This is a genomic window from Acetobacter senegalensis (genome assembly GCF_001580995.1).
Lineage (GTDB): Bacteria > Pseudomonadota > Alphaproteobacteria > Acetobacterales > Acetobacteraceae > Acetobacter > Acetobacter senegalensis.
In genome coordinates this window covers 1-693 of the sequence record NZ_LHZU01000012.1, presented here as the reverse complement: position 1 = coordinate 693, position 693 = coordinate 1, and the positions used below count along the sequence as shown (strand labels likewise).

Sequence of the window (693 nt, the reverse complement as noted above, 5' to 3'; positions counted from 1 at the left end):
TGCACACCGCACCAATCCCGCGTAGCGGGTTCGTTCTCCCCGCCATCGCGGTCAAAGCACACTATTTTTGTAGCATCACTTCCACCATTCTGTGCCGCCTTACCTTATGGCGCTTTCATTACGGCATCACGCGTTCCAGAAGTGACCAGAATGCTGGGCTATGATTTTATGCTTCTTCAGATGGCACCGTTCATCCAGGATAACGTAATCAATAAAATCACGCAGGGCTTTGTCGCCCGAGACAGCCTGCTGCATGGTGTAGGAGAGGATGATCTTGCCAAAGCGGCTGACGGTCTCGCTGCCCTTGAGCAGCAACGTTTTGGAAAAGGTGATGAAGGCCGCATTGAGCAAGGCGTGTTTGTGTATATGAAATTTCCCGTAAATTTTCTCTTCATGGAGTGATGACACCCTCATGACGGTGTCACTTGGGCGTCATTTTCATCGCACTTCCTGCGCTCCCCGAGAGGCTGGAATGACAGCGTCATGACATCAGTCGGGAAGGTGTCACGCATCCAGTGACACTGTCCGGAACTGCCATCTCCGCCGTCATGACGGGTGTCATGCAAAGTGTCACTGGCGTCATGATTCCTGAAAAACGGCAGGAAGCAGCCATTTTTCCTTTTCCCTGCGTGTCCTGGCTTTTGCGTGTGTGAGGGCACGCTACCTCAATTTCATACGCATGCTCCGCAAGCA

1 protein-coding gene and 1 pseudogene are annotated in these 693 nt (G+C 52.4%); both read right to left on the bottom strand.

The genetic code is table 11. The features are described from left to right. Positions 1–126: 126 nt before the first annotated feature. Positions 127–363: pseudogene (locus AD948_RS18915) on the bottom strand (hypothetical protein); the annotation flags it as partial. A gap of 118 nt (positions 364–481) precedes the next feature. Continuing rightward, on the bottom strand, positions 482–693 hold a 212-nt coding region (locus AD948_RS18440; RefSeq protein WP_211264405.1), incomplete at its 5' end, for a hypothetical protein.